The following is a 25,590-nucleotide window of genomic DNA, read 5'->3' as shown; positions in this document are numbered from 1 at the left end:
GAGGAGAGCCCCGATGTATCCGAACCCGGGTTTTCCCCGGTATCTGAAGCGCGCGGTGACACCAGGGAGGAGGAAGGGTGCCACCGCGCTCTTTTCACATCGGGAAGGGAGGAGGAGAACCCGATGTATGCGTTTCCGGGTCTGGCCCGGTATTTGAAGGGCGCGGTGGCATCAGGGAGGAGGAAGATGCCACCGCGCGCTTTCAACATCAGAGCAGGGAGGAGGAGAGCCCCGATGTATCAGCATCCGGCAGGTTGAGGCCGGTATAGGGTGCGGCAGCATCAGGGAGGAGGAGAGATGCTGCCGCTGAAATACAGGTCCTATGGGAGGAGGAGTGGACCTGATCTCGGTGTTTCGTGGCGCTCAGCGCGCAAATTGTTCTTCGGCGGCCTGCATGGCCAGGCGACGGATCATCGAACGGTGCAGGCCCAGATCGGCCAGCTCGCGGTCCGACAGTTCTGACAGTTCGTTCACCGTCTGGCGGTACACGCGATAGCGTGCGATACGGGTCTTCATGGTTTCGATCAGAGAGGCGAAACCAAATGTCGATGCGCTTTTGTGTGCGCTGTTGGTGCTTGCGACTGCCATGTTCGTTACCCAATCATCTGTCGTTGCCGCCGCTATGTTCCGGCGCTTGCTTGAGACTGAAGATAGGCAAATGCTGCGATTGCACAATACCGGACAGGATCAATGCTGCTATGCAGCAAGTGCATAGATTGACTGTCGGAATCCCGACACCCGTAAATATGCCTTTAAAATATGGAAATTTTCGTTAGCGCGAACTGCGGGGCATTGTTCCGGCCTGGCTGCCGCCCATCATTTGATGAAAATTTGCGCGCGTAAACGCGGAATTTGTGCGGTTCAGGACTGCGCGATTTTTGTGCGTCTGGCCCAACTCCCGATTTGGGCGGGGCTATGGGACTTTGTGGGACTGGCGGGAATTGGTGGGAAATTCGGGGCGGTCTCTCTTGGGTTCGGCCTGGATCGCAGGGTGATTCGGCGCCATTTGGTCGAATAAGCGAGGGGTGTTGGGTGGAATCGGGGTTGTTGAGCATAAGATGTGGGAAATCGTGGGAAAATTTTTCCCGCGCAAAATATGTCTATATATTGTGTTTGGATATTACTAGTTGTCTACCTGTGGTCATTTTTCGTATTTGCGTATGAATTTCCACTGCTGTAGTTTTCCAAATCTAACCTTCTTGGAAAAAAATCTCATTGATTTCCATGAATTCCCATGGCATCCCTTATTCATCCGATGAGGACGAGGCACATGGGGCGCCAAACGACCCCGAACCAAAAATAAACAGGTTTCATACAGGCATCTCGCTTTCATCACTCAAGAGATCCGGCGCGCGGGCGAGCAGACATCCCCCCAGGTGGCGCGCGCAGCTGGACATCCCGCACAGCGGGTCAATGCGGCGGGTTGATCAGTGGCAGCAGATCAACCCGCCGTTTTTCATCCGGGGGAAGACGTAGGTGGGGCGCAAGCGAAAGGGACAGTCGTCTTGGCGCGCAGGTTTAGAGGTGAAAGCCACCACAAGGTGGACGCGAAGGGCAGGGTGTCGATCCCGGCCTCGTTTCGCCGTGTGCTCGAGGCCTCGGACCCCAACTGGCAGCCCGGTGACAATCCTGAACTGGTGATTGTTTACGGTGACCACCGTCGCAAATACCTTGAATGCTATACTATGGAGGCGATCGACGAGGTCGACGCCAAGATCGACGCGCTGCCGCGCGGCTCGATGCAGCGCAAGATGTTGCAGCGCCTGTTCCACGGGCAGTCTTTCCCGACCAATGTCGATGAAACAGGTCGCCTGGTGTTGCCGGCCAAGCTGCGCAACAAGATCGGGTTGGAAGGCGAGGCGTTTTTTATCGCCGCGGGCGACACGTTCCAGATCTGGAAGCCCGAGACATACGAGGCCGAGGAACTGGCCGCCACCGAAGACTGGTTGGACGAACTGCCCGAGGATTTCGATCCGATGCAGTTCCTTGACGGCATCGAAGGTGCGTGACGGCATGGCCGGCGCGGATCACACTTCATCTGACAAACCCCATATTCCCGTTCTGCTGCGCCCTTTGCTGGACGCGGTCCAGCCGGTTTCCGGCACCTGGCTGGATGGTACCTTTGGTGCGGGCGGCTATACCCGGGGTTTGCTTGAGGCTGGCGCCGACAAAGTAATCGGCGTCGATCGCGATCCATTGGCCTTTGAAATGGCGGCGGATTGGGCAGCCGAATATGGCGACCGGCTGGTGATGCAGCCGGGTGTTTTCTCGCGCATGGATGAATACGCCAGCGACCTCGACGGCGTGGTGCTGGACCTTGGTGTCTCGTCTATGCAGCTGGACCAGGCCGAGCGTGGCTTTTCCTTCATGAAAGACGGCCCGCTGGACATGCGCATGAGCCAGGAGGGCGAAAGCGCAGCTGATCTGGTCAACACCGCGACCGAGGAGCAATTGGCCGACATCCTGTTCCACTACGGTGAGGAGCGGGCCAGCCGCCGCATCGCGCGCGCCATCGTCAAGGCCCGCACCGAGTCGCCCATCACCACCACCCTGCGTCTGGCCGAGATCGTCGAATCCTGCCTGCCGCGCGCCAAGCCCGGACAATCCCATCCGGCCACTCGGTCGTTCCAGGCGTTGCGCATTGCGGTGAATGCCGAATACGAGGAGCTGTTCCAGGGCCTAATGGCCGCCGAGCGCGCGTTGAAGCCGGGCGGGCAACTGGCCGTGGTCACCTTCCACTCGGTCGAGGACCGGATGGTCAAACGCTTTTTCCAGTCGCGCGCGGGCAAGACCGGCCGTGCCAACCGCTATGCGCCCGAGATCCAGCAGGATCAGCCGCAATTCACATTGAAGACCCGCAAGGCCATCGGCCCCGACCCGCAGGAGTTGCAGGACAACCCACGCGCGCGCTCGGCCAAGTTGCGGGTTGCTGTTCGTACCGATGCTCTGGCGGGGGAAATTGATGCCCGCGCCATCGGCATGCCCATGATCGGGGGAAAGGCAAGATGAAGAGTATTCTGTTTGTATTGACCGCCTTGGGTGTTTTCGGCCTGGCCTTGTGGGCCTATCAGGAAAACTACCGCACCCAGCAGGTATTGAAGGAAACCCAATCCCTGCAGCACCAGATCGGCGCGGCGCAGGCCCGGCTGGCTGTATTGCAGGCCGAATGGGCCTATCTGAACCGCCCGGACCGACTGCGTGAACTGGCCGACCTGAATTTCGAGCGTCTTGCCCTGCTGCCGCTGCGCGCCGAGCAGTTCGGACGTGCCGACCAGATCGCCTATGCCGAGGATCCCGACCTGCCCATCGCCGACCCGATCGAATTGCAGGCGATCACCGACACCCAGGCCCTGGGCGAGGTGCAGATCCCATGACGCGCACACCGCTCCGCCCGCTTGCCCGCATCCTCGAGGCCCGCGCCCGCGGGGAAAACCCCAAGGTGATCGAACGCGAGAACATCCGCCGCCGCCACGAAGAGATGAAGGACCGCGCCCGCGCCCGCGCCGAGGGGCGGTTGCTGGTGCTCAGCGCGTTTTTCTTTGCGGCATTTGCCATTGTCGGCTTCCGGATGGGCGCATTGGCTACTTCGGAGGCGCAAGAGCCGCTAGCGAGCGCCCCGGGCGCGTCGATTGCCATGCAGCGGGCGAATATCGTGGACCGCGAAGGCCGAATCCTTGCGACCAACCTTGATACCTACTCCGTTTATGCCCAGCCCCCGCTGATGATCGACCCGATCGCGGCCGCGGAAAAGCTGGTGGCGATCTTCCCGGATCTGGACAAAGAGCGGTTGGTCAAGGACTTCACCGGCAAGCGTAAATTCCTCTGGATCAAAAAACGTATTTCACCGGAACAAAAGCAGGCGGTGCATGACATCGGCGATCCGGGCATCCTGTTCGGCCCGCGCGAAATGCGGCTCTATCCCAACGGCCGGCTGGCCGCGCATATCCTTGGCGGTTCAGGCTTTGGGCGCGAAGGCGTCTCGGCTGCCGAGGTGATTGGTGTGGCCGGGGTGGAAAAACAGTTCGATGACTATCTGCGCGACCCGGCCAACGGAACCAAGCCGCTGCAGCTGTCGCTTGACCTGACTGTTCAGGCGGCGGTGGAACAGGTGCTGGACGGCGGCATGAAGATCATGAACGCCAAGGGCGCCTCGGCGGTGTTGATGAACGCCCATACCGGCGAAGTGATTGCTGCCGCCTCGTTGCCCTCGTTCGACCCGAACGACCGTCCGCGCCCGCCGACCTCGGGCTTTGACCCCTCGGACAGCCCTCTGTTCAACCGCTATGTGCAGGGCGTGTACGAATTGGGGTCGATCTTCAAGATCTTCACTGCCGCGCAAGCGGTCGATCTGGGGCTGGTGAATGCAGACACGATCATCGACACCTCGGGCCCGATGAAGATCGGGCGTTTCCCGATCGGCGAATTCAACGGCAAGAATTACGGCAAGATCAGCGTGGCCGATGTGATTGTGCACAGCTCGAACCGCGGCACGGGGCGGTTGGCGCTGCAGATCGGCGCCGAGCGCCAGCAACAGTTCCTGGACGCGCTGGGCATGTTCGACCCCACCCCGTTCGAGATCGTCGAGGCCAAGGGCGGGGTGCCGCTCAAGCCCAAGAAGTGGGGCGAATTGAGCACCGTCACCATTTCCTACGGCCACGGCCTGTCTACCAGCCCGATGCATCTGGCGGCGGGCTATGCGGCCATTGCCAATGGCGGGCATTATGTCAGCCCCACGATCCTGCGCCGCAACGGGCCGCAATACGGGCCGCGCGTGATGTCGGAAAGCGCGGCCAAACAATCGCTGATGATGCTGCGCAAGGTGGTGACGGACGGAACCGCCAGCTTTGGTGACGTTCCGGGCTATGCCGTGGCCGGCAAAACCGGCACCGCCGACAAGCCCAAGCCGCGCGGCGGCTACTATGATGACAAGGTGATCGCCACCTTCGCTTCGGTCTTTCCGGCCTACGATCCGAAATATGTTCTGATCGTTGCGCTGGACGAACCGTCGATCCTGGCCTACGGCGAAAAGCGCCGCACGGCAGGCTGGACGGCGGTACCCGTGGCGGCCGAGTTGATCGGCCGCATCGCGCCGCTGCTGGGCTTGCGTCCGCGGCTTGAGCCTGAGGATCGCGCTGCTATAACGCTGACCTCGAATTAGGCAGTCCGACAGAGGTGGGTCATGGGCGCAAGGTCAAAGAAACTCAGCCAGTTGGCCCTGACCGCGCGCGGCGGTGCCGACCCGGAGATTACCGGGCTGGCGGTGGACAGCCGTCAGGTCAAGGACGGCTTTTTGTTCGCGGCGCTGCCGGGGACGCGCGTGCATGGCGGCGAATTCATCCAATACGCCTTGCGCATGGGGGCCGCCGCCATCCTGACCGATGCCGAAGGCGAGCGGATCGCCGCCGATGAACTGGCCGCCTCGGACGCCGCCCTGGTGGTGGTGCAGGACCCGCGCCAGACGCTGGCCTATACCGCCGCATTGTGGTTCGGGGCGCAGCCGCGCACCATGGTGGCGGTCACCGGCACCAACGGCAAGACCTCGATTTCGACCTTCGTGCGCCAGATCTGGACCGAACTGGGCCACATGGCCGTCAATCTCGGCACGACAGGGGTCGAGGGCGCGTGGACGGCACCGCTGGCCCACACGACACCCGAACCCATCACCCTGCATCGCTGTCTGGCCGAGGCCGCCGAGGCCGGCGTGACCCACGCCGCGATGGAGGCCTCGTCACATGGTTTGGAACAGCGCCGGCTGGACGGCGTGCACCTGACGGCGGCTGGGTTTTCGAATTTCACCCAGGATCACCTGGACTATCACGCGACGTTCGAGGCGTATTTCGCCGCCAAGGCCGGCCTGTTCGACCGGGTTCTTCCGCAGGACGGAACGGCCGTGATCAACATGGACGACCCGAAAGGCGCCGCGATCCGTGATATCGCGCAGGCGCGCGGTCAGACAGTTTTGACCGTAGGCAGCGGGGATGTCGATCTTTGCCTGTTGAACCAACGGTTTGACGCCACCGGGCAGGATCTGCGCTTTGCCTGGCGCGGCAAGACCTTCCAGACCCGGCTGAACCTGATCGGCGGGTTTCAGGCGGAAAACGTTCTACTGGCCTGCGGATTGGTCATCGCCAGCGGAGACGAGGCTGAACATGTCTTCGACACCTTGCCGCATCTGACCACGGTGCGGGGGCGGATGCAGTTGGCCGCGACGCGCAGCAACGGGGCTGCGGTATTCGTCGACTACGCGCACACGCCCGACGCCGTGGCCACCGCGTTGCAGGCGCTGCGTCCACATGTGATGGGCCGGTTGATTGCCATCGTCGGCGCGGGCGGCGACCGCGATGCGACCAAGCGCCCGCTGATGGGCCGCGCCGCGGCCGAGAACGCCGACATCGTCTTTGTCACCGACGACAACCCGCGCTCGGAAGACCCGTCCGCCATCCGCGCCGCGGTGATGGCCGGGGCCCCCGACGCGACCGAGGTTGCCGATCGGGCCGAGGCCATCCTGCGCGGCATCGATGCATTGCAGCCCGGCGATGCGCTGCTGATCGCGGGCAAGGGGCACGAGACCGGGCAGATCGTGGGTGACCAGGTTCTGCCCTTCGATGACGTGGAACAGGCCAGCATCGCCGTGGCCGCGCTGGACGGGAGGGTCGCATGACACTCTGGACCGCATCCGAGGCCGCCGCCGCGACGGGCGGACGGGCCACGACCGACTGGCAGGCGGGCGGTGTGTCCATCGATACGCGTACGCTGCAACCGGGTGACCTGTTCGTGGCGTTGAAGGCGGCGCGCGACGGGCATGATTTCGTGGCGCAGGCGCTGGACAAAGGGGCTGCTGCCGCGCTGGTCACGCGGGTGCCCGAAGGTGTGGCCGCCGATGCGCCGCTGCTGATCGTCGATGACGTACAGACCGCGCTCGAGGCGTTGGGTCGCGCGGCCCGTGCCCGGTGCAAGGCCCGCGTGGTTGGGGTGACGGGCAGTGTGGGCAAGACCTCGACCAAGGAGATGCTGGCGACCATCCTGTCGGATCAAGGCCGCACCCATGCCAGCGTTGCCAGCTACAACAACCATTGGGGCGTGCCGTTGACTCTGGCCCGGATGCCGCGCGACACCGAATATGCGGTGATCGAGATCGGCATGAACCACCCCGGCGAAATTGCACCCCTGGCGCGGCAGGCTCGCCCGCATGTGGCGCTGGTCACCACCGTCGCCGCGGTTCACCTCGAGGCGTTCGAGTCGGTTGCCGGCATCGCTCACGAAAAGGCCGCTATCTTTGAAGGTTTGGAGGCCGGCGGCACCGCCATCGTGAACGCCGACCTGGATCATACCGTCATCCTGCGCACCTGCGCTGCCCGGCATGGCGCGGTGATCGTGGATTTCGGCCGCACCGCATCGGATTATCGGCTGACCGGCGTGACCCAGTCGCCCACGGACATCCACGTGACCGCCGAGGCCATGGGCCAGCCATTCGCTTTCGACGTGCAATCTGCGGGGACGCATTTTGCCATGAACGGTCTAGGCGCGCTGGCTGCCTGCGTCGCGCTGGGTGTCGATCTGGACGCGGCCATCACCGGCCTCGCCAAATGGGCGCCGGTCACGGGGCGGGGCGTGCGCGAGATGCTGGCCCTGCCGGACGGCGGGCAGATCGAGCTGCTGGATGACAGTTACAACGCCAATCCGACCTCGATGGCGGCGGCGCTGGATGTGCTGGCGGCAGCGAAGGGCGAAAGGCGCATCGCCTTTCTGGGCGACATGAAGGAGCTGGGTCCAAAAGAGCGCGCCATGCACGCAGGGCTGGCCGATGTGCCGGCCATGGCACGGATCGACAAGGTGCATTGCATCGGTCCGTTGATGCGGGCGCTGCACGAGGCCTTGCCCGAGGACAAGCGCGGGCTGTGGTTTGAGACCAGCGCCGAAATGGTTCTAGAGCTGCCGCAGCTGGTTCGGGCGGGCGATGCCGTGTTGGCCAAAGGCTCCCTCAGCATGGCGCTGGCACGGATTGTTGACGGTTTGCGGAAAATGGGGCAAGTGGGCGCGCTTGATGCATGACCACCCATGACCGCGGTGTGAGAAAGGTTTTGTAATGCTCTATTGGTTGACCAGCCTGTCGGACGGAGGGGATTTCTTCAACCTCTTCCGCTACATCACGTTCCGCGCAGGCGGCGCCTTTCTGACGGCCCTGATCTTTGGCTTCCTGTTCGGCAAGCCGTTGATCAACGTGCTGCGCCGGAAACAAGGCAAGGGTCAGCCAATTCGGGATGACGGCCCCGAGGGTCACTTTAACAAGGCCGGCACGCCCACGATGGGCGGGCTGCTGATTGTCGGTGCTCTGGTGACGTCCACGCTGATTTGGGCGCGGTGGGACAATCCCTATGTCTGGATGGTTCTGTTCGTCACGCTGGCCTACGCAGCCATCGGATTTGCGGACGACTATGCCAAGGTATCGAAGCAGAATACCAAGGGCGTTTCAGGCAAAATGCGCCTGGCTTTGGGCATCATTATTGCCGCGCTGGCCGCGCTGTGGGCGACGCTGCACCACCCGGAGATGCTGCAGAACCAGCTGGCCGTGCCGATCTTCAAGGACACGCTGATCAATCTGGGTATCTTCTACATTCCGTTCTCGATCGTGGTGATCGTGGGGGCGGCAAATGCCGTTAACCTGACCGACGGGCTGGACGGGCTGGCCATCATGCCCGCGATGATCGCGGCCTCGACTTTGGGCGTGATCGCCTATGCGGTGGGTCGCGTCGACTTTACCGAATACCTGGACGTGCACTATGTCCCCGGCACGGGTGAGATCCTTATATTCACCGCCGCATTGTTTGGCGGCGGGCTTGGGTTCCTGTGGTACAACGCCCCGCCAGCGGCGGTGTTCATGGGGGATACCGGCTCGCTGGCCCTCGGCGGCGCACTGGGCGCCATCGCCGTTGCCACCAAGCACGAGCTGGTTCTGGCCATCGTCGGCGGCCTGTTCGTGGTGGAGGCGCTAAGCGTGATCATCCAGGTGCTGTATTTCAAACGCACAGGGCGGCGGGTGTTCCTGATGGCGCCGATCCATCACCACTATGAGAAGAAGGGCTGGGCCGAGCCAACCATCGTGATCCGGTTCTGGATCATCTCGCTGATCCTGGCGATGATTGGCCTTGCGACACTGAAAGTACGGTAAGGCTCCCGCCGGGCGCGGTGGGCCTGCGGCCCGCCTGTACCCGTTGGGCCCGGCTCGCGCCGAGGGCGCGAGCCTGACGCCGCCCTTGCCAAGGGTCAATTCTTCGGTACAGGGTGGCGGCGCATTGGCAGATGGAAGAAGGTGCGCGGCATGATCCCGGTCAAAGGGTTTTCAGGACATAAGGTTGCGGTTCTGGGGCTGGGGCGGTCGGGCCTGGCCACGGCGCGCGCATTGCGGGCCGGCGGAGCCGAGCCGGTGTGCTGGGATGACAACCCCGCCGCGCGCGAAAAGGCCGAGGCCGAGGGGTTCATGTGTCAGGACCTGCGGCGGGAAGGCGCCTTTGACGCGATCGCCACCTTGATCGTATCGCCCGGCATTCCCCATCTTTATCCCGAACCCAACCCGGTTGTTGCCGCCGCGCTGCAGGCCGGCGTTCCGGTCGACAATGACATTGGTCTGTTCTTCCGCTCGCTGGGCGGTGCCGAATGGGACAAGTTCGATGTGCCGCCGCGTGTGGTCGCCGTCACCGGCTCGAACGGGAAGTCGACCACGGCGGCGCTGATCCACCATATCCTGACCCAATCGGGGCGCGAGGCGCAGCTGGCGGGCAATATCGGGCGCGGCGTGCTGGATATCGAGCCCGGCGGCGACGGATCAGTGGTGGTGCTGGAGCTTTCCAGCTATCAGACCGAGCTGGCGCGTGCGCTGACGCCCGATGTGGCGGTGTTCACCAATCTCTCGCCCGACCATCTGGACCGGCATGGGGGCATGGGCGGCTATTTCGCCGCCAAACGCCGCCTGTTCTCAGAAGGCGGTCCCGACCGTGCCGTGATCGGCGTGGACGAGATCGAAGGCGCGTTTCTAGCCGGTCAACTGGCCCAAGGGCCGGGCGACGACCGGGTGATCCGCGTCTCGGTGGCGCGCAAATTGGCCGGCCCGGGCTGGCAGGTCTTTGCCCGCAAGGGGTTCCTCTCGGAATACCGCAAGGGGCGCCAGGCCGCTTCGATCGACCTGCGCGGCATCAAGGGCCTGCCCGGAACCCACAACCACCAAAACGCGTGCTCGGCCTATGCCGCCTGCCGCGCGCTGGGCCTGGCGCCCAAGTTGATCGAGGACGCGCTGCACAGCTATCCAGGCTTGCCGCACCGCAGCCAGATCATCGCTGAGGCAAACGGTGTGACATTCGTGAATGACTCCAAGGCCACCAATGTCGACAGCGCGGCCAAGGCGCTGGGCGCGTTCAAAAAAATCCGCTGGATCTGCGGCGGGCTTGAGAAAGAGGGGGGTATCGCCGCGCTGAACGACGCGACCGACGAGGTTCTGTGCGCCTATGTGATCGGGCGCGAGGCGGCCGGCTTCGCCATGCAGTTGTCGGTTGAGGCCCGCGTTTGCACCACAATGGCCGAGGCAGTCGAACAGGCCATGCGCGACGCCGCGCCGGGTGAAACCGTGCTGCTGGCGCCCGCGGCGGCCAGTTTCGACCAGTACGACAATTTCGAACAGCGCGGCGACGATTTCGTGGCGCAGGTTCAAAAGCGGCTTTGAACTGTACATTTGCAATGAACCGCCGGTTGGGCCAAATTGAAGTGCTATCAGCTTGACGCACCAGAATTAATGATTTTGTTACCCTAGGAATTCAACACGAGGTTAAGACCATGCTGAACCGCAAGCTTTCAATGATCCTGCCGGCCATCCTGGTGGCAGGGGCCTGCACGAACACAGGCGCGAACTACCAACCCATTGTGGATGGACCCGTCAGCCCGAACTACAACGCAGACCTGGCGCAGTGTCAGGCCGTAGCGCGGCAGCAGGGCACGATCGACAGCAATACCGCTGGGGCGGCGGCCATTGGCGCGGCGGGTGCTGCGGGCACCAAAGCCATCATCGACGACAGCGCAAGCGATCTGGGCCGTGCGGCCGTAGCTGGCGCACTGGTGGGGGCAGGCGCCAGCGCTCTGCAAAACACCCAGAAGCAGGAAGTCATCGTCCGCAACTGCATGCGCGGCCGCGGCTACAACGTCGTAGGCTAAAGGCGACCGGCGATCGCAATTCCGGCGGCGTGGCCCGAGGACCACGCCCACTGGAAATTGTATCCGCCCAGCCATCCGGTGACATCCACCGCTTCACCAATTGCATAGAGGCCGGGGACATCCCTGGCCTCCATCGTTTTGGAAGACAGGCTGTCCGTGTCGATGCCGCCCAGGGTGACCTCGGCGGTGCGGTACCCTTCGGTGCCCGAGGGGGTCAGTGCCCAGTCGCTCAGCGCATCGGTCAGTGCCTGCAGCGCCGCATCCGACTGATCGGCCAGGTTGCCACGCATCGGGATCTGGGCGCTCAGAAACTCGACCAGGCGGGCGGGCAGGTGGCGCGCGAGTTCGGTGGTCAGGGCCTTGCGGCCTGCGCTTTGCCGCCGTTCGCGCAGAAGGTCGAAAAGGGGCAGCTCGGGGATCAGGTTGATCCGGATCGCCTCGCCCTCGCGCCAGTATGAGGACAGTTGCAGCACAGCCGGCCCGCTCAGGCCGCGATGGGTGAACAGCAGCGCCTCGTCGAAACTCGTGCGATCGTTCGACAGTCGCGCGGGGACGGAAACACCGGACAGGTCCTTGAACCGCCCATCGGGGAAGGTGAACGGCACCAAAGCGGCGCGGGTCTCGGTGACGTGCAATCCGAACTGCGCGGCGATGTCATAGGCTAGCCCGGTCGCACCCATCTTGGGGATGGATTTTCCGCCGGTGGCCAATACCACGTTGGCACAGCTCAGGTCATATCGCGCACCCTCGCGCTCGACCACCAGTTCAAAGCCGGCTTCGGTCTTGCGCAGATCGCGTAACGACGTGTGCAACCACAGCTCTGCGCCCGCGCGGTCCATCTCGGCCAGCAGCATGGCGATGATCTGCTTCGATGAGCCGTCGCAGAACAGCTGCCCCAGCGTCTTTTCATGCCATGCGATGCCGTGACGGCCCACAAGGTCGATGAAATCCCATTGCGTGTACCGCGCCAGCGCCGATTTGCAGAAATGCGGGTTCTGCGACAGGAAGTTCTGCGGCCCGGCGTAGAGGTTTGTGAAGTTGCACCGCCCTCCGCCCGAGATGCGGATCTTTTCCCCCGGCGCCTTGGCGTGATCGATCACCAGCACACGCCCGCCGCAATGGGCGGCGCACATCATGCCGGCGGCTCCGGCGCCCAGTATGATCGTGTCAAATCGCATCCCTCGCCCTTGGCGCGGATTGACGCCAATGACAAGAGGAAGAGGCTGGCCTGAGGGGCATTTTCCCTGTAGACTCTCGAACAGATCCCGAAAACGGGACGGTAACGAGGCAGATAGTGGCGGTATCTCATGACTGAGATGGTGTATGGCGCGGTCCAGGACCAGCGCGGTGAACCGATCCTTCCGAAATGGTGGCGGACGATTGACCGCTGGACGATGTCCTGCGTGCTGATCCTTTTTGCGATCGGGCTTCTGTTGGGGCTGGCCTCGTCGCCGCCTTTGGCGCAGCGCAACGGGTTCGATCCGTTTCATTATGTCGAGCGTCAGGCCCTTTTCGGTGTGTTGGCGCTGATCGCGATGATGCTGACCTCGATGATGTCACCCACCTTGGTGCGTCGGTTGGCGGTGCTGGGCTTTCTGGCCTCATTTGTTGCGCTGGCCTTTCTGCCGGTCTTCGGAACCGATTTCGGCAAGGGTGCGGTGCGCTGGTATTCGCTGGGCTTCGCCTCGCTGCAACCGTCCGAGTTTCTGAAGCCGGGCTTCATTGTCGTGGCCGCTTGGCTGCTGGCCGCCGCGCAGGAGATCAATGGCCCGCCGGGGCGGTTGTGGTCGTTTGCGCTGTGTATGTCGATCGTTGGCATGTTGGTGATGCAGCCTGATTTCGGTCAGGCCTGTCTGATCCTGTTCGGCTGGGGCGTGATGTATTTCGTGGCGGGTGCACCGATGTTCCTGCTGCTGGGAATGGCCGGAGCGGTCGTCCTGGGTGGCATGTTCGCCTACGCCAATTCTGAACACTTCGCCCGGCGCATCGATGGTTTCCTGAATCAAGAGGTCGATCCGACGACCCAGTTGGGCTATGCCACCAACGCAATCCGCGAGGGCGGGTTGTTTGGCGTTGGGGTTGGTGAGGGCCAGGTGAAATGGTCGCTGCCCGATGCACATACCGATTTCATCATCGCCGTCGCGGCCGAAGAATACGGCCTGATCCTGGTGCTGATCATCATCGCGCTTTATTCAATCATCGTGGTACGGTCCCTGCTGCGCCTAATGCGCGAGCGTGACATGTTCACCCGGTTGGCAGGCACGGGACTGGCTTGCATGTTCGGTGTGCAGGCGATGATCAACATGGGCGTCGCTGTGCGCCTGCTGCCGGCCAAGGGCATGACGCTGCCTTTCGTCAGCTACGGCGGCTCGTCGTTGATTGCAGGCGGCATCGCGTTGGGGATGCTGCTGGCGTTCACGCGGTCGCGGCCCCAAGGCGAGCTGGGTGACATTCTGCGCGGACGAGGCTGATGACGAACCCCTATTTGCTGATTGCGGCTGGTGGAACCGGGGGCCACATGTTCCCCGCCCAGGCGCTGGCTGAGGCCATGCTGAACAAGGGTTGGCGCGTGCGCCTGTCCACCGACCCGCGCGGGGCGCGTTATACCGGTGGTTTTCCGCATTCCACCGAGATCGTCGAGGTCTCCTCGGCCACCTTCGCGCGCGGCGGGCTGGCGGCCAAGGCGCTGGCTGGTCCCCGGATCGCAGCCGGAGTTGCCGGGATGACGGCCCAGTTGCTGCGCGACAAGCCGGATGTGGTGGTGGGGTTCGGTGGCTATCCGTCGATCCCGGCGCTGAGCGCGGCGGTGATGTTGCGTCTGCCCCGCATGATTCACGAACAGAACGGCGTTCTGGGGCGCGTGAACCAGCTGTTCGCCACCCGGGTCGCGCATGTGGCCTGCGGCGTCTGGCCCACCGACCTGCCCGAGGGCGCCCACGGCATCCACACCGGTAACCCGGTCCGTGCTGCCGTGCTGGAACGCGCGGCCGCGCCCTATATCCCGCCCGGAGATTATCCGATGTCGGTGCTGGTGATGGGCGGCAGCCAAGGCGCCCGCATCCTCAGCGATGTGGTGCCCGGCGCCATCGCTGCTCTGCCCGAGAGCCTGCGCCAGTATATCCGTGTTTCGCATCAGGCGCGCGAAGAGGATGCCGAGCGGGTCACCGCCTTCTACGCCGACCACGGGATTCTGGCCGAGGTCCAGCCCTTTTTCCACGACGTCCCCCGCCGCATGTCCGAGGCGCAATTGGTGATCAGCCGCTCGGGCGCGTCCAGCGTGGCCGACATCTCGGTGATCGGGCGGCCCTCGATCCTGATCCCCTTTGCCGCCGCAGCGGGCGATCACCAAACCGCCAATGCGCGCGGGTTGGTGCAGGCGGGCGGGGCGATCATGATTCCCGAAAATGCGCTTGACGTTCCCGCCCTGACCGAGCAAATCGCACTGGTTCTGACCAACCCCGAAGCCGCACAGAAAATGGCCCATGCTGCCCTGTCGGTCGGGGCGCCCGACGCGACCGAGCGTCTGGTGGCCCTTGTCGAACAGCTGGCGCAGAAGGAGACCCCATGAATCCAGCAACCAAACTGCCGCAGGATGTCGGACCGATCCATTTCGTGGGCATCGGCGGCATCGGGATGTCGGGCATCGCCGAAGTGCTGCTGAACCTTGGGTACCAGGTGCAGGGATCCGATCTGAAGGCCTCGAAGATTACCGACCGTCTGGCGTCGCTAGGGGCCGAGATCTTTGTGGGTCAGCGGGCTGAAAACCTCGACAATGCGGCCGTCGTGGTCGTGTCGACCGCGATCAAGCCGGGCAACCCTGAACTGGACGGCGCCCGCGCATTGGGCCTGCCGGTGGTGCGCCGTGCCGACATGCTGGCCGAGTTGATGCGGCTGAAATCCAACATTGCCATCGCCGGTACCCACGGCAAGACCACCACCACCACCATGATGGCCGAGCTGATGGTGGCGGGCGATTTCGACCCGACCGTCATCAACGGCGGCGTGATCCATGCCTACGGCTCGAACGCGCGGATGGGGCAGGGCGAGTGGATGGTGGTCGAGGCCGACGAGTCCGACGGCTCGTTCAACCGGCTGCCCGCGACCATCGCCATCGTCACCAATATCGACCCCGAGCACATGGAGCATTGGGGTGATTTCGACCGGCTGCGCGCGGGCTTTCATGATTTCGTCTCGAACATCCCGTTCTACGGTCTGGCGGTGTGCTGCACCGACCATGCCGAGGTTCAGGCGTTGGTGGGCCGCATCACCGACCGCCGTGTGCGCACCTATGGGTTCAACGCCCAGGCCGACGTGCGCGCGGTCAACCTGACCTACAAGGGCGGCATCGCGCATTTCGACATTCATCTGCAATACGAGGATACCGTGATCGAGGGTTGCACCCTGCCGATGCCGGGCGATCACAACGTCTCGAACGCGCTGTCGGCCGTGGCCGTGGCGCGTCACCTGGGCATGAAAACCGCTGAAATCCGCGACGCGCTGGCCAATTTCGGCGGCGTCAACCGCCGCTTTACCAAGGTTGGCGAGGTGAACGGCGTCACCATCATCGACGACTACGGCCACCACCCGGTGGAAATCGCGGCGGTGCTCAAGGCCGCGCGCCAGGCGACCGAAGGCCGCGTGATCGCCGTTCACCAGCCGCACCGCTATTCGCGCCTGTCCAACCTGTTCGACGATTTCTGCGCCTGTTTCAACGATGCCGATGTCGTGGCCATTGCCGAGGTCTTCTCTGCCGGAGAGGACCCGATCGAAGGCGCCAGCCGCGATGATCTGGTGCAGGGCCTGATCCGTCACGGCCACCGCCACGCACGCGCGCTGCTGGACGAAGGCGACCTGGAGCGTCTGGTCCGCGAACAGGCCCGGCTCGGCGACATGGTCGTCTGCTTGGGCGCTGGCACCATCAGTGCCTGGGCCAATGCGCTGCCTGACCGGCTGAAGGTAAAACAAGCCGTTTGACGTTAGCAGGCATTTGGGTGCACAACTTGCGGATGTGTCGCTGCCCTGGTGCGTGACTCATTTGCGGAGAGAACCATGGATTATTCCGTCATCTTTGCCGCCCTTTGGGTGATCTGCGCCACTGTCGTGGCGCTGTTGCCGATGCGCCTGCAATTCCCGCCGGGCATCGTGCTGCTGATCTGCGCGCCGGTTCTGATCGTCTGGCTGGGTGTGGTACATGGCTGGCTGATCGGAGCGCTGGCCTTTGCCGGGTTCGTATCGATGTTCCGCAACCCCATCCGGTTTTACTGGCGCAAATGGTCGGGCCGCGAGGTGGGGCAATGAGCTGGTCTATCGCCCTTGCCGCCCTTTGGGGCGTCGCCGCCAATGTGCTGGCCATGATCCCCAGCAAGGACAACCACTGGACCCGCGCCTATGCGCTGATCGCGGTGGGCATTCCGATCTTGGGTTATGTCACCTACGAAAACGGCCCGTGGGTTGGCCTGTTCGTTCTGGCCGCCGGCATGTCAGTGCTGCGATGGCCGGTGATCTACCTTGGGCGGTGGCTGCGGCGGCGGATTTGACCCTGCGGCTTGGAACGGGCTTGCCACGCCCCGCCGAATCCGCGATCTAGCCTCAATGACCACTTTGCCAACGCCTCAAGGCCGCCTGACGGCGAACCGACCACTGAACGACCTCACATGGCTGAGAGTCGGCGGCCCGGCGGATTATCTGTTTCAGCCGGCTGACCTTGAGGATTTGCAGGCTTTCCTGCATCATCTTCCGGCCGAGGTGCCGGTGTTTCCCATGGGCGTCGGCTCGAACCTGATCGTGCGCGACGGGGGCTTGCGGGCCGTTGTGATCCGGCTGGGGCGCGGCTTCAACGGCATCGCGGTCGACGGCACCACCGTCACCGCGGGGGCAGCCGCGCTGGATGCGCATGTGGCGCGCAAGGCGGCGGATGCGGGGGTGGACCTCACCTTTCTGCGGACGATTCCGGGTTCCATCGGTGGGGCCGTGCGGATGAACGCCGGCTGCTATGGCAGCTACACGGCGGATGTTCTGAAATCGGCTACGATCGTCACCCGGCAGGGCGAGTTGGTCGAGCTGACGCCGGCCGACCTGAACTTCCGCTATCGCCAGTCCGACCTGCCCGAGGGTGCGGTGCTGGTGTCGGCCACGTTCCAGGGCCCGGCGGGTGACCCGGCCGACCTGCACGCCCGGATGGAGGCGCAGCTGAAAAAGCGAGACGAGACCCAGCCCACCAAGGACCGCAGCGCCGGGTCGACCTTCCGCAATCCGGCCGGGTTTTCCTCGACCGGGCGGGCCGATGATGTGCACGACCTGAAGGCCTGGAAGGTGATCGACGACGCCGGAATGCGCGGCGCCCGGCGCGGGGGCGCACAGATGAGCCCCAAGCATTCGAATTTCCTGATCAACACCGGAAACGCCACCGCCGCCGACCTCGAAGGGCTGGGCGAAGAGGTGCGAAAAAAGGTTTACGAAACAAGCGGGATCACGCTAGAGTGGGAAATCATGCGGGTCGGTGATCCGCTGACAGATTAAAGCCCCGACCGTCAGACCAAAACAGGCAAATTCAGGCGACGGATCAAAGGCATAACGAAATACGGACCACCAGATAAGGTCCGGGGACATTGAGGCGCACGAACGTGGGTAGGTCGAGCAGGACAAACCCCAAAGTGGCGGTATTGATGGGTGGCCCCTCGGCGGAACGCGAGGTGTCTCTCAGCAGCGGGCGCGAATGCGCAGCCGCCCTTGTGGGAGAAGGGATCGAGGTCGTCGAACTGGACGCCGGTCCCGACCTTTGTGCGCGTTTGCAGGACATCAAGCCCGACGTGGTCTTCAACGCCTTGCATGGCCGCTGGGGCGAGGACGGTTGCGTGCAGGGTCTGCTGGAGTGGCTGCGGATGCCATACACGCATTCCGGCGTGTTGGCCTCGGCGCTGGCCATGGACAAACAGCGCAGCAAAGAGGTTTTCCGCGCGGCCGGCCTGCCGGTGGCCGACAGCGTGATCGTTCCGAAATCGGATGTGATGGCGGGGCACGTCATGCCCGCGCCATATGTGGTCAAGCCCAATAACGAAGGCTCGAGCGTCGGGATCTACCTTGTGTTCGAAGGGTCGAATGGCCCGCCGCAGCTGTCGGATGACATGCCCGAACAGGTCATGGTCGAACACTACGTGGCCGGGCGCGAGTTGACGGTGACCGTGATGGGCGACCGCGCTCTGACCGTGACCGAGATCCTGACCGACGGTTGGTACGACTACGACGCCAAATACAAGCCCGGCGGATCGCGCCACGTGCTGCCCGCCGATATCCCGCCGCGTATCTTCGAGTTGTGCATGGTTTATGCCCTGCGCGCCCATCAGGTTCTGGGATGCCGGGGCGTCAGCCGCACTGACTACCGCTGGGACGACGCCAAGGGCGAAGAGGGACTGTTCCTGCTGGAGACCAACACCCAGCCGGGTATGACCCCCACCTCGCTGGTGCCTGAACAAGCCGCGCATCTGGGCATGACCTTCGGTCAGCTCTGCGCCTGGATGGTCGAGGATGCCTCATGCGACCGCTGACCGCCACTCGTGCGCCGGTGATCCACCGCGCCAAGCCTCTGTCCGGCCCTGATGCCGAGTTTCAGTCTGCGGACGCCGACGCCGAACGTGCTGAGCCCAAATTGCGGTTGCGCGGTGGTCGGTTCTTCCGCCGTGGCAAGGGCCGTGCGGACCCGGCACCGTCGCGGTTCAGTTATCGGTTCCAGCGATGGATGCTGACGCCGGGAATCCGGCTGGGGGTCAAGATCGGAGTGCCGCTCTGCGCCGTCGTGGCGACGGTTGGGCTCTACTTCGCGCCCGAAGAGCGGCGAGAAGCGGTTCGGGCGCAGGTGGACAACCTGATCACGTCGTTCCAGGAGCGTCCTGAATTCATGGTCAAGCTCATGGCGATCGACGGGGCGGGGGCCGGCCTTGCTGATGACATCCGCGAAGTCGTGCCTTTGGACTTCCCGCTCAGCTCCTGGGATCTGGATGTCGAGCAGATCCGGGACACGATCACCGGCTTGGACCCGGTCAAATCGGCAACCGTGCGGATCCGTCCGGGCGGCATTCTGCAGGTCGATGTTGTCGAACGTCAGCCCGTGATCGTCTGGCGCACCCGTGACGGCATCCAGCTGTTGGACGAAACGGGCACCCACGTGGCCGAGATCGCGGCTCGGACCGAGCGCTCCGATCTTCCGCTGATTGCCGGTCAGGGTGCAGATCAGCATGTGGCCGAGGCACTGGAGCTTCTGGCCACTGCGCGCAGCCTGGGCAGCCGGGTGCGCGGTCTGGTCCGCGTCGGCGAGCGGCGCTGGGACCTGGTTCTGGACCGAGGCCAACGGGTCATGCTGCCGACGGAACGTCCGGTGCGCGCGCTCGAGCGTGTTCTGGCGGTGAACGAGGTGCAGGACCTTCTGGAACGGGATGTTGCCGTGGTCGATATGCGCATAGGGGCGCGGCCGACCATTCGGATGACAGAAGCCGCCAGCGCAGACTGGTGGAATACAAAAGTGACTATGGGTAACGGGCAGTAATACGATGATGACGGATCTCTATCAGTCTCAACGCGCAATGCGCCAGATGCGCAGACAGGCCATGCAACGCGGTGTCGTTGCGATCCTGGATGTCGGAAGTTCCAAGATCGCCTGTCTTGTACTGCGTTTTGATGGGTCGGCGCGGCTCAGCGAGGACAACTCGATCGGGTCCATGGCCGGGCAGACCGGGTTCCGGGTGATCGGTGCGGCGACGACCCGATCGCGCGGGGTGCGCTTTGGTGAGATCACGGCCATGCAGGAAACCGAGCGCGCCATCCGCACCGCGCTGCAGGCTGCTCAGAAGATGGCCGATATCCGGGTAGACCATGTGATCGCCTGTTTCTCGGGGGCAAACCCTCGGTCTTATGGGCTGGATGCGCAGGTGGATCTGGACGGTCAGCTGGTGACCGAGGCCGAGATCGGTCGTGTCCTGAACGCGTGCGATGTCCCGGACTATGGGTCAGGGCGCGAGGTGCTGCATGCACAACCTGTGAACTTCGCTCTGGACAACCGATCTGGCTTGATCGACCCGCGGGGGCAGATGGGGCAGACGCTTGCGGTCGACATGCACATGTTGACGGTCGATGCGGTTGCGATTCAGAACATCGTTCGTTGCGTCAAGCGGTGCGACCTGGAATTGGCTGGCATCGCGAACTCGGCCTATGTGTCGGGGATTTCTGCGCTGGTAGAAGACGAACAGGAACTTGGAGCGGCCTGTATCGACATGGGCGGTGGGTCCACCGGCGTTTCGATCTTCATCAAAAAGCACATGATCTATGCCGACAGTGTCCGCATGGGCGGGGATCACGTCACCAGTGACATCTCTATGGGGCTTGGTGTGTCCGCCTCGGTCGCCGAGCGGATCAAGACCTTCAATGGCGGGGTTCACGCCACCGGAGCCGATGACCGCGACATGATCGACATTGGCGGCGACACTGGGGATTGGGAACACGACCGGCGTACCGTCAGCCGTGCCGAGCTGATCGGCATCATGCGCCCGCGAGTCGAGGAAATCCTCGAGGAAGTCCGCGTTCGGCTGGACGCTGCAGGGTTCGAACATATGCCAAGCCAACAGATCGTTTTGACCGGTGGAGCCAGTCAGATCCCCGGTCTGGATGGGCTGGCCAGCCGGATACTAGGTCAGCGGGTGCGTCTGGGCCGACCGCTGCGTGTGCATGGGTTGCCGCAATCTGCGACAGGCCCGGGGTTCTCGTCGGCGGTCGGTCTTGCGCTGTTCGCGGCGCATCCGCAGGACGAATGGTGGGACTTTGAAATCCCGGTCGATACCTACGCAGCACGGCCGTTCAAGCGTGCCGTGCGCTGGTTCCGTGACAACTGGTAGGTTCCTGCTCCGGGCTGCGGTGTTTTGCGCAGCCTGGGTTCCGGCTGCGGCTGTCGCGCAGACCCGTATCTCGCCCGAAGCATTCCTGGACGCGGTGGTCGGAAAAACCGTCACGTTCCACGAATTGACCAGCGGTATGCTTGTCGGCACCGAGGAGTTCCTCAGCCCAAACCGCTCGGTTTGGCGGCGAGAGGGCGAGGGCTGTGTCTATGGCCAGATCACGACACCGGACGGCAAGCTGTGCTTCCTCTATGACACCGAGCCCGGCCCGGTATGCTGGTGGCCATTCGAGCATGATGGGCGGTTGCTGGTCAGGATCGCGCGGCTAGGGGATGGCGAAATCCAGGAAGTCAGCGGATTTTCGGAGGACGGCCTGGATTGTCCTTCCGTTCCCATCAGCTGAAAATTCCGGTTGCGGTGCAGGGATTTATCCCTCAGAATATCAACAAGGCCCGTCAGAGGCTCGTCGGCAGGACCCGAGCAGTCAGCCGCAGTTTGAACAGGATGTCCAGCATCGCACCCGCCAAATCAGGCTGGGGGTTTTCGCGTGTGTGGTGGTCTGTCCGCCCTGAACCGCTAGATTTGCGCAGTCGGGCGAAATGCCGCGAAAAACCGCCTTATTTCTTCCATATTTTGTGGATTCACGCGATTTTTGGCGTGACGTTTGACGTTTGGAAAGGTAGAATCACAAGCGGATAGGCAAGAAAAACACCGCTTTGCGGGATCATAAATACAGGCGGACAGAGCATGACATTGAATCTTTCGATGCCCGGGCACGACGAACTCAAGCCTCGGATTACGGTATTTGGCGTAGGCGGTGCAGGTGGAAACGCCGTCAACAACATGATTGAAAAACAACTCGACGGCGTTGACTTCGTGGTGGCCAACACGGACGCGCAGGCACTGCAGCAAAGCCGCTCGTCGGCGCGGGTGCAGTTGGGCATCAAGGTGACCGAGGGTCTGGGCGCAGGCGCCCGCGCATCGGTCGGCGCCGCCGCCGCCGAAGAAAGCATCGAACAGATCGTCGATCACCTGGCCGGCGCGCATATGTGCTTCATCACCGCCGGCATGGGCGGGGGCACCGGCACCGGCGCCGCTCCGATCATCGCGCAGGCTGCGCGTGAACTGGGTGTGTTGACCGTGGGCGTAGTGACCAAACCGTTCCAGTTCGAAGGCGCCAAGCGCATGCGTCAGGCCGAAGACGGTGTCGAGGCGCTGCAGAAGGTCGTCGATACGCTGATCATCATCCCCAACCAGAACCTGTTCCGTCTGGCCAACGAAAAGACCACGTTCACCGAGGCCTTCTCGATGGCCGATGACGTGCTGTACCAGGGCGTCAAGGGCGTAACCGACCTGATGGTGCGTCCGGGCCTGATCAACCTCGACTTCGCCGACGTCCGCGCGGTGATGGACGAGATGGGTAAGGCCATGATGGGCACCGGCGAGGCCGAGGGCGAAGATCGCGCCATCCAGGCCGCGGAAAAGGCCATCGCCAACCCGCTGCTGGACGAAATCAGCCTCAAGGGCGCCAAGGGCGTATTGATCAACATCACCGGCAGCCATGACCTGACTCTGTTCGAACTGGACGAGGCCGCCAACCGCATCCGCGAGGAAGTGGACCCCGAGGCCAACATCATCGTCGGCTCGACGCTGGATCCCGAGATGGAAGGCAAGATGCGCGTCTCGGTCGTGGCAACCGGCATCGATGCCAGCGAAAGCGGCTCCGAGGCGCCGGCTCCGCGCCGGTCCATGTCCGCTCCTCTGACCCGTACCGTATCGGCGGAAGAAGAGGTGGCACAGCCGGCTCCGGTCGCGGCGGAAGTTGCTGAACCGGCTCCGCAGCCCGAAGCTCCGCGCGAACCGTCTCTGTTTGAAGCGGCCGAAGAGCCTTCGCACACGACTTTGCAATTCGGTCAAGGCGCGGATGAGGCTGTCGAGGGCGATGACGACGGGCTGCCTCCTCCGGCCTATCAGCCACGCAGCGCCGAGTTCGATCCGCAGCCCGAGCCGGTCGAACGCCCGGCGGAAAGCTATCAGCCGCAACAGGTGCCGCATACCCCTGGAACGCCTTCGCCGGCCGCGCTGGAACGGCTGCAGGCGGCTGTTCAGAACGTACCGACTTCGGCCCAGCGTCTGACCGCGTCGCGCCCGCAGGAACCGGCGCCGCAGCGCCAGCCCGCCGCCGAGGAGCGGCCGCGGTTCGGGTTCAACCGTTTGATCGACCGGATGACTGGGCACGCCCCGGATACCCCCGCTCAACCGGCCCGGCAACAGCCTGCGATGCGCCAGACTGACGCCACGGCACCCTCGCATGAAGAGGTCGATCCCGAGCAGGAGCGTATCGAAATTCCGGCTTTCCTACGCCGTCAGGCCAACTGATCGCGGTAACAATATCCACTCACGGGGTCGCCGAAAGGCGGCCCTTTTTCCTTTTGATGCAAACGTTTAAGTGCCAGTAAGCAGGGTTTTGCCGATCTGTTGCAGAACTGTTTCATTCAGTTACAAAGAGTGAGTTGAGCCTTGACCCGCGCTTCCTTAACTGAGGGTGCAACACAGCCGAAAAAGGCTGGACACCGCTCACCGAGGTTCAATTTGCAACAGACGCTCAAATCTTCGATCACGTTCAAAGGCGTGGGCCTGCACAGTGGCAAGCCCGCGACGATGGTTCTGAAACCGGCAGCTGCCGGTCACGGAATCTGGTTCAAGCGGACAGATATCGAACTGGGCAATGCGTTGATCCCGGCCATCTACGATGTGGTCGAAAGAACCCAACTATGCACGCGCCTGGTCAATGACGCCGGCGTTTCGGTGTCGACTGTCGAGCATATCATGGCTGCGCTGGCAGGGTGCGGGATCCACAACGCCCTGATCGAGATTGATGGACCCGAAGTTCCGATCATGGATGGTTCGTCGATCGACTTCGTGCGCGGTATCATCGCCAAGGGTGTCCGCCGTCAGGCCAGCCCGGTTCTGGCGTATGAGGTCCTCAAGCCGGTCGTGGCAGAGCGGGAAGGTGCCCGTGCCTCGATCCGGCCGGCTGACGGTTTGATCATCGAGTTCCACATCGATTTCGAAGACACTGCGATCGGCAGCCAGTCGAAGATCCTGGATATGCGCAACGGGTCGTTTGCTCGGGAACTGTCCAACTGCCGGACCTTCTGCCGCCGAACCGATGTCGAGGCGATGCGCGAAAACGGTCTGGCACTGGGCGGCACTCTGGAGAATGCGGTTGTTGTTCAAGGGGCCGAAGTGCTGACACCGGGTGGCTTCCGTCACCAGGATGAAGCCGTGCGCCACAAAATGCTGGACGCGTTGGGAGATCTGTATCTGGCCGGCGGCCCGATCTTCGGTCACTTCGTCGGCGAGAAATCCGGCCATGCCATGACCAACACATTGCTGCGCAAGCTGTTCGAGACGCCTGGCGCCGTGCGTCCGGTGCTGTGCACGCCTGAGCAAGCCGCACAACTGCCCGGGCAGGGATTGGTCTGGGACGAAATCCCCGAAGTTGCCTGATCCGGCCCGGCCCGGCGACAAATCGGTCGTGGGGCCGATAAGGCGTTTTGCACCGGAATTTTATGTGCTAGACCAAAGCTCAATCCGGGGTTACCCAAAGAGACAAGACGACTAGGATGGGCGGTATGGTTGGCACCAAAGCGGCAGTCAGGCTTGCGGGCGCGATTCTTCTGGCAGCTACTTTGACGGCCTGCGGCAACGCGGGCGGCCTGTTTGGTAACAAGGGCGCTGACAAGTCCCAGAACCTTGAAGGCTTTACGCCCGAGCAGATCTACACCCGTGGCGAATACGAGCTTGCGCAGAATCGTCCCGCAGATGCGGCCTGGTACTTTTCCGAAGTCGAACGGCTTTATCCCTATTCCGACTGGGCCAAGCGGTCACTGATCATGCAGGCTTTCGCGTTCCACTCGGACAAGGAGTATGAAGAAAGCCGCGCCGCCGCGCAGCGGTATATCGACTTCTACCCAACCGACGAAGACGCAGCTTATGCGCAGTACCTTCTGGCGCTCAGCTACTATGACCAGATCGACGAGGTCGGCCGCGACCAGGGTCTGACCTTCCAGGCGTTGCAGGCGCTGCGCACCGTGATCGAGGTCTATCCCGACAGCGAATACGCCACCTCGGCGGTGCTGAAATTCGATCTGGCCTTCGACCATTTGGCGGGCAAGGAAATGGAGATTGGGCGCTATTACCTGCGTCAGGATCACTATACCGCGGCCATCAACCGTTTCCGTGTCGTGGTCGAGGATTTCCAGACCACCAGCCACACAGCCGAGGCGCTGTACCGCTTGGTCGAGGCTTATCTGGCCTTGGGTCTGGTCGACGAGGCTCAATCGGCCGGCGCGATTCTGGGCTACAACTACCAGTCGTCTGAATGGTACGATGCGGCTTACAAGCTGCTGACCTCGCGTGGGCTCGAACTAAAGAGCCGCGGCAACAACTGGCTCAGCACGATCTACCGCCAGACGATCAAGGGCCAGTGGTTGTAATCGCCATG

The 25,590-nt window shown here is 63.2% G+C and carries 24 protein-coding genes; 22 read left to right on the top strand and 2 right to left on the bottom strand.

Going from position 1 to position 25,590, the window contains the following annotated elements; translation table 11 throughout:
- Positions 1–363 precede the first annotated feature (363 nt).
- Positions 364–588 carry a DUF1127 domain-containing protein gene (locus ACR0LD_RS08270; protein WP_093964832.1) on the bottom strand — a complete coding sequence of 75 codons (225 nt, stop codon included), beginning with the start codon at positions 586–588 and terminating at the stop codon, positions 364–366.
- 917 nt (positions 589–1,505) lie between these two features.
- On the opposite strand from ACR0LD_RS08270, the gene mraZ reads away from it, so the two are divergent.
- The 9 genes from mraZ (at position 1,506) to ACR0LD_RS08225 (ending at position 11,199) form a co-directional block, all read left to right on the top strand.
- Positions 1,506–2,009: a division/cell wall cluster transcriptional repressor MraZ gene (gene mraZ / locus ACR0LD_RS08265; RefSeq protein WP_093965061.1), complete on the top strand. Its 504-nt coding sequence runs from the start codon at positions 1,506–1,508 to the stop codon at positions 2,007–2,009.
- 4 nt (positions 2,010–2,013) lie between these two features.
- Positions 2,014–3,009 (top strand): 16S rRNA (cytosine(1402)-N(4))-methyltransferase RsmH, encoded by a 996-nt coding sequence (rsmH, locus tag ACR0LD_RS08260; RefSeq protein ID WP_480636852.1) that lies wholly within the window; start codon positions 2,014–2,016, stop codon positions 3,007–3,009.
- A complete protein-coding gene (gene ftsL, locus ACR0LD_RS08255; RefSeq protein ID WP_170391006.1) occupies positions 3,006–3,374 on the top strand; it encodes a cell division protein FtsL in 369 nt (122 codons plus the stop codon). The genes rsmH and ftsL overlap by 4 nt, the downstream gene beginning before the upstream one ends.
- The gene (locus tag ACR0LD_RS08250; protein ID WP_480636425.1) at positions 3,371–5,158 is read left to right on the top strand and encodes a peptidoglycan D,D-transpeptidase FtsI family protein; all 1,788 of its coding nucleotides are present in this window, start codon (positions 3,371–3,373) and stop codon (positions 5,156–5,158) included. The genes ftsL and ACR0LD_RS08250 overlap by 4 nt, the downstream gene beginning before the upstream one ends.
- A 21-nt stretch (positions 5,159–5,179) precedes the next feature.
- Positions 5,180–6,661 carry a UDP-N-acetylmuramoyl-L-alanyl-D-glutamate--2,6-diaminopimelate ligase gene (locus ACR0LD_RS08245; protein WP_480636423.1) on the top strand — a complete coding sequence of 494 codons (1,482 nt, stop codon included), beginning with the start codon at positions 5,180–5,182 and terminating at the stop codon, positions 6,659–6,661.
- Entirely contained in the window at positions 6,658–8,052 is a 1,395-nt protein-coding gene (locus tag ACR0LD_RS08240; RefSeq protein ID WP_480636421.1) for a UDP-N-acetylmuramoyl-tripeptide--D-alanyl-D-alanine ligase, read from the top strand. Before ACR0LD_RS08245 ends, ACR0LD_RS08240 begins: the two co-directional genes overlap by 4 nt.
- Before the next feature lie 34 nt (positions 8,053–8,086).
- The gene (gene mraY, locus ACR0LD_RS08235) at positions 8,087–9,169 is read left to right on the top strand and encodes a phospho-N-acetylmuramoyl-pentapeptide-transferase (protein WP_170357281.1); all 1,083 of its coding nucleotides are present in this window, start codon (positions 8,087–8,089) and stop codon (positions 9,167–9,169) included.
- A gap of 150 nt (positions 9,170–9,319) precedes the next feature.
- A complete protein-coding gene (murD, locus tag ACR0LD_RS08230) occupies positions 9,320–10,714 on the top strand; it encodes a UDP-N-acetylmuramoyl-L-alanine--D-glutamate ligase (RefSeq protein ID WP_480636419.1) in 1,395 nt (464 codons plus the stop codon).
- A gap of 110 nt (positions 10,715–10,824) precedes the next feature.
- Positions 10,825–11,199, top strand: a complete 375-nt coding sequence (locus tag ACR0LD_RS08225) for a glycine zipper family protein (RefSeq protein ID WP_093964839.1) — start codon at positions 10,825–10,827, stop codon at positions 11,197–11,199.
- Here the strand turns inward: ACR0LD_RS08225 and ACR0LD_RS08220 are convergent.
- A complete protein-coding gene (locus tag ACR0LD_RS08220; RefSeq protein ID WP_170365762.1) occupies positions 11,196–12,377 on the bottom strand; it encodes a BaiN/RdsA family NAD(P)/FAD-dependent oxidoreductase in 1,182 nt (393 codons plus the stop codon). The two genes, ACR0LD_RS08225 and ACR0LD_RS08220, sit on opposite strands and share 4 nt — an antisense overlap.
- 129 nt (positions 12,378–12,506) lie before the next feature.
- Here ACR0LD_RS08220 and ftsW point away from each other — a divergent pair, with 129 nt between their 5' ends.
- The 13 genes from ftsW (at position 12,507) to ACR0LD_RS08155 (ending at position 25,582) form a co-directional block, all read left to right on the top strand.
- Entirely contained in the window at positions 12,507–13,670 is a 1,164-nt protein-coding gene (gene ftsW, locus ACR0LD_RS08215) for a putative lipid II flippase FtsW (RefSeq protein ID WP_170357284.1), read from the top strand.
- Positions 13,670–14,767, top strand: coding sequence for a UDP-N-acetylglucosamine--N-acetylmuramyl-(pentapeptide) pyrophosphoryl-undecaprenol N-acetylglucosamine transferase (locus tag ACR0LD_RS08210; RefSeq protein ID WP_170357285.1), 1,098 nt, complete (start codon positions 13,670–13,672; stop codon positions 14,765–14,767). Before ftsW ends, ACR0LD_RS08210 begins: the two co-directional genes overlap by 1 nt.
- On the top strand, positions 14,764–16,173 hold the full coding sequence (murC, locus tag ACR0LD_RS08205) for a UDP-N-acetylmuramate--L-alanine ligase (RefSeq protein WP_170357286.1): 1,410 nt from the start codon (positions 14,764–14,766) through the stop codon (positions 16,171–16,173). The genes ACR0LD_RS08210 and murC overlap by 4 nt, the downstream gene beginning before the upstream one ends.
- Positions 16,174–16,248: 75 nt before the next feature.
- A complete protein-coding gene (locus ACR0LD_RS08200) occupies positions 16,249–16,497 on the top strand; it encodes a DUF2484 family protein (RefSeq protein ID WP_170357287.1) in 249 nt (82 codons plus the stop codon).
- Positions 16,494–16,736: a DUF2484 family protein gene (locus ACR0LD_RS08195; protein ID WP_170357288.1), complete on the top strand. Its 243-nt coding sequence runs from the start codon at positions 16,494–16,496 to the stop codon at positions 16,734–16,736. The genes ACR0LD_RS08200 and ACR0LD_RS08195 overlap by 4 nt, the downstream gene beginning before the upstream one ends.
- 55 nt (positions 16,737–16,791) lie before the next feature.
- Positions 16,792–17,718, top strand: coding sequence for a UDP-N-acetylmuramate dehydrogenase (murB, locus tag ACR0LD_RS08190; protein ID WP_170434648.1), 927 nt, complete (start codon positions 16,792–16,794; stop codon positions 17,716–17,718).
- A gap of 104 nt (positions 17,719–17,822) precedes the next feature.
- Positions 17,823–18,743 (top strand): D-alanine--D-alanine ligase, encoded by a 921-nt coding sequence (locus tag ACR0LD_RS08185; protein ID WP_170365773.1) that lies wholly within the window; start codon positions 17,823–17,825, stop codon positions 18,741–18,743.
- Positions 18,731–19,738 carry a cell division protein FtsQ/DivIB gene (locus ACR0LD_RS08180; RefSeq protein WP_480636414.1) on the top strand — a complete coding sequence of 336 codons (1,008 nt, stop codon included), beginning with the start codon at positions 18,731–18,733 and terminating at the stop codon, positions 19,736–19,738. Before ACR0LD_RS08185 ends, ACR0LD_RS08180 begins: the two co-directional genes overlap by 13 nt.
- Before the next feature lie 7 nt (positions 19,739–19,745).
- Positions 19,746–21,080 carry a cell division protein FtsA gene (gene ftsA / locus ACR0LD_RS08175; RefSeq protein WP_170340546.1) on the top strand — a complete coding sequence of 445 codons (1,335 nt, stop codon included), beginning with the start codon at positions 19,746–19,748 and terminating at the stop codon, positions 21,078–21,080.
- Positions 21,067–21,483 carry a hypothetical protein gene (locus ACR0LD_RS08170; RefSeq protein ID WP_480636412.1) on the top strand — a complete coding sequence of 139 codons (417 nt, stop codon included), beginning with the start codon at positions 21,067–21,069 and terminating at the stop codon, positions 21,481–21,483. Before ftsA ends, ACR0LD_RS08170 begins: the two co-directional genes overlap by 14 nt.
- A gap of 344 nt (positions 21,484–21,827) precedes the next feature.
- Positions 21,828–23,459 (top strand): cell division protein FtsZ, encoded by a 1,632-nt coding sequence (gene ftsZ, locus ACR0LD_RS08165; protein WP_480636410.1) that lies wholly within the window; start codon positions 21,828–21,830, stop codon positions 23,457–23,459.
- A 213-nt stretch (positions 23,460–23,672) separates the two neighbouring features.
- Entirely contained in the window at positions 23,673–24,593 is a 921-nt protein-coding gene (gene lpxC / locus ACR0LD_RS08160; protein WP_480636409.1) for a UDP-3-O-acyl-N-acetylglucosamine deacetylase, read from the top strand.
- Positions 24,594–24,718: 125 nt separating this feature from the next.
- Entirely contained in the window at positions 24,719–25,582 is an 864-nt protein-coding gene (locus ACR0LD_RS08155) for an outer membrane protein assembly factor BamD (protein WP_170340921.1), read from the top strand.
- Positions 25,583–25,590: the final 8 nt, after the last annotated feature.

Source organism: Ruegeria sp. BF8, assembly GCF_056538625.1.
Note: the sequence above shows the minus strand (reverse complement) of the source record. Positions and strands in the feature narration are given on the sequence as shown.

Coding starts and splice junctions, on each gene's coding strand:
- ACR0LD_RS08270 (WP_093964832.1), bottom strand. CDS start 588: ATGGCAGTCGCAAGCACCAACAGCGCACACAAAAGCGCATCGACATTT.
- rsmH (WP_480636852.1), top strand. CDS start 2,014: ATGGCCGGCGCGGATCACACTTCATCTGACAAACCCCATATTCCCGTT.
- ftsL (WP_170391006.1), top strand. CDS start 3,006: ATGAAGAGTATTCTGTTTGTATTGACCGCCTTGGGTGTTTTCGGCCTG.
- ACR0LD_RS08250 (WP_480636425.1), top strand. CDS start 3,371: ATGACGCGCACACCGCTCCGCCCGCTTGCCCGCATCCTCGAGGCCCGC.
- ACR0LD_RS08245 (WP_480636423.1), top strand. CDS start 5,180: ATGGGCGCAAGGTCAAAGAAACTCAGCCAGTTGGCCCTGACCGCGCGC.
- ACR0LD_RS08240 (WP_480636421.1), top strand. CDS start 6,658: ATGACACTCTGGACCGCATCCGAGGCCGCCGCCGCGACGGGCGGACGG.
- mraY (WP_170357281.1), top strand. CDS start 8,087: ATGCTCTATTGGTTGACCAGCCTGTCGGACGGAGGGGATTTCTTCAAC.
- murD (WP_480636419.1), top strand. CDS start 9,320: ATGATCCCGGTCAAAGGGTTTTCAGGACATAAGGTTGCGGTTCTGGGG.
- ACR0LD_RS08225 (WP_093964839.1), top strand. CDS start 10,825: ATGCTGAACCGCAAGCTTTCAATGATCCTGCCGGCCATCCTGGTGGCA.
- ACR0LD_RS08220 (WP_170365762.1), bottom strand. CDS start 12,377: ATGCGATTTGACACGATCATACTGGGCGCCGGAGCCGCCGGCATGATG.
- ftsW (WP_170357284.1), top strand. CDS start 12,507: ATGACTGAGATGGTGTATGGCGCGGTCCAGGACCAGCGCGGTGAACCG.
- ACR0LD_RS08210 (WP_170357285.1), top strand. CDS start 13,670: ATGACGAACCCCTATTTGCTGATTGCGGCTGGTGGAACCGGGGGCCAC.
- murC (WP_170357286.1), top strand. CDS start 14,764: ATGAATCCAGCAACCAAACTGCCGCAGGATGTCGGACCGATCCATTTC.
- ACR0LD_RS08200 (WP_170357287.1), top strand. CDS start 16,249: ATGGATTATTCCGTCATCTTTGCCGCCCTTTGGGTGATCTGCGCCACT.
- ACR0LD_RS08195 (WP_170357288.1), top strand. CDS start 16,494: ATGAGCTGGTCTATCGCCCTTGCCGCCCTTTGGGGCGTCGCCGCCAAT.
- murB (WP_170434648.1), top strand. CDS start 16,792: ATGACCACTTTGCCAACGCCTCAAGGCCGCCTGACGGCGAACCGACCA.
- ACR0LD_RS08180 (WP_480636414.1), top strand. CDS start 18,731: ATGCGACCGCTGACCGCCACTCGTGCGCCGGTGATCCACCGCGCCAAG.
- ftsA (WP_170340546.1), top strand. CDS start 19,746: ATGACGGATCTCTATCAGTCTCAACGCGCAATGCGCCAGATGCGCAGA.
- ftsZ (WP_480636410.1), top strand. CDS start 21,828: ATGACATTGAATCTTTCGATGCCCGGGCACGACGAACTCAAGCCTCGG.
- ACR0LD_RS08155 (WP_170340921.1), top strand. CDS start 24,719: ATGGTTGGCACCAAAGCGGCAGTCAGGCTTGCGGGCGCGATTCTTCTG.